Genomic DNA, 1,157 nt, shown 5'->3' on the forward strand with positions numbered 1-1,157 from the left:
GGGGCGGGGCGGGCCGGGACCGCGTGGGCCGGGAGGTCAGCGTATGCCGACGCCCGAGCGAGGAGCCAAGGAGTTTCGGCCCCGCTCCTCGCTGCCTGGCGTCTGTCGGTCAGGAGTCGTCTGTCGGTCAGGAGTCGTCTGTCGGTCAGGAGTCGTCTGTTGGTCAGTGGTCGTCGGCGGATGCCTTGAGCCGCTGGGTGAAGGTCTTCCCGCCGTCCTTCGACTCGTAGACGCCGTCCTGGGTCGCGGCCAGCAGGCGGTCGCCGTCCACGGCGGTGAGGGCCTGCGGCTGTCCGCCCGGCACGGTGGCGGTGCGCTTCCACGTGCCGCCGCCGTCCGTGCTGCGGTGCAGCGCTCCGGCCGGGTCGATGCCGTACAGCGCGTCCGCCTCCGCCCAGGACAGGAACGCCATGACCGGCTGCTTACCGCCCGCGAAGGACTTGCCGCCGTCGGTGCTGCGGGCCACGCCCTCACGGGTGGTGGCGAGCACGGTGTCGGGGTCGTTGGGGCTGACCGCGATATCGTGCGCCGCCAACTTGGCGCGATCGTCCCACTCGACGCCGTCCTTGCTGACGCGCAGCATGCCGTTGGTGCTGTCGTAGCCGTAGATGGTGTCGTGCGCGTACTTGAGGGCGTGGAAGTCGACCTTGCCCGCGAGGGACTTGACCTTCCAGGTCTTACCCGAGTCGGTCGACTCGATCAGCCCGCGGTTGCCGGGTTCGTCGTTGCCCGGCCCCGGATGGCCGCTGGCGACGAAGGTCCCGGGGCCGGTGACGGTGAAGCCCATGAAGTCGTCCCTGGCGTCGCCGACGCGCTTGGGGGCGCCGTCCTTGCCCGGGGTGAAGATCCCTTCGTGGGTGGCCACGTGGAGGCGGCCGTCGGCGGGGTCGATGCCGAGGCCGTGGATATGGCTGAGACCGGCGCCCGCGTCCCGGGTGTCGTCGGCACCCTGGTCGGTGGAGCCGCAGGCGGTCAGGGTCAGGCCGAGCGCGGCGGCCGCGGCGATGGCCGCGTAGGTCTTGTTCATGTCTTCCTCAAGGCGGAGGTGGCAGTGGGGGTACGACACGGGGCGGGCGCGGGCAGCACTGAGGGCCGCCCGGCGCTAGGGGGCGTCTCCCCGATCTTCGCGGATCAGCCTGCGCCCGCTGCGAAGCAGC

1 protein-coding gene is annotated in these 1,157 nt (G+C 71.7%); it reads right to left on the bottom strand.

Annotated elements, in window-relative coordinates; genetic code table 11:
* Nucleotides 1-163: 163 nt before the first annotated feature.
* Nucleotides 164-1,027 (bottom strand): F510_1955 family glycosylhydrolase, encoded by an 864-nt coding sequence (locus U9R90_RS36305; protein WP_411061768.1) that lies wholly within the window; start codon nt 1,025-1,027, stop codon nt 164-166.
* Nucleotides 1,028-1,157 lie beyond the last annotated feature (130 nt).

The organism is Streptomyces sp. E11-3 (assembly GCF_046540415.1).
In the GTDB taxonomy this organism is placed as follows: domain Bacteria; phylum Actinomycetota; class Actinomycetes; order Streptomycetales; family Streptomycetaceae; genus Streptomyces.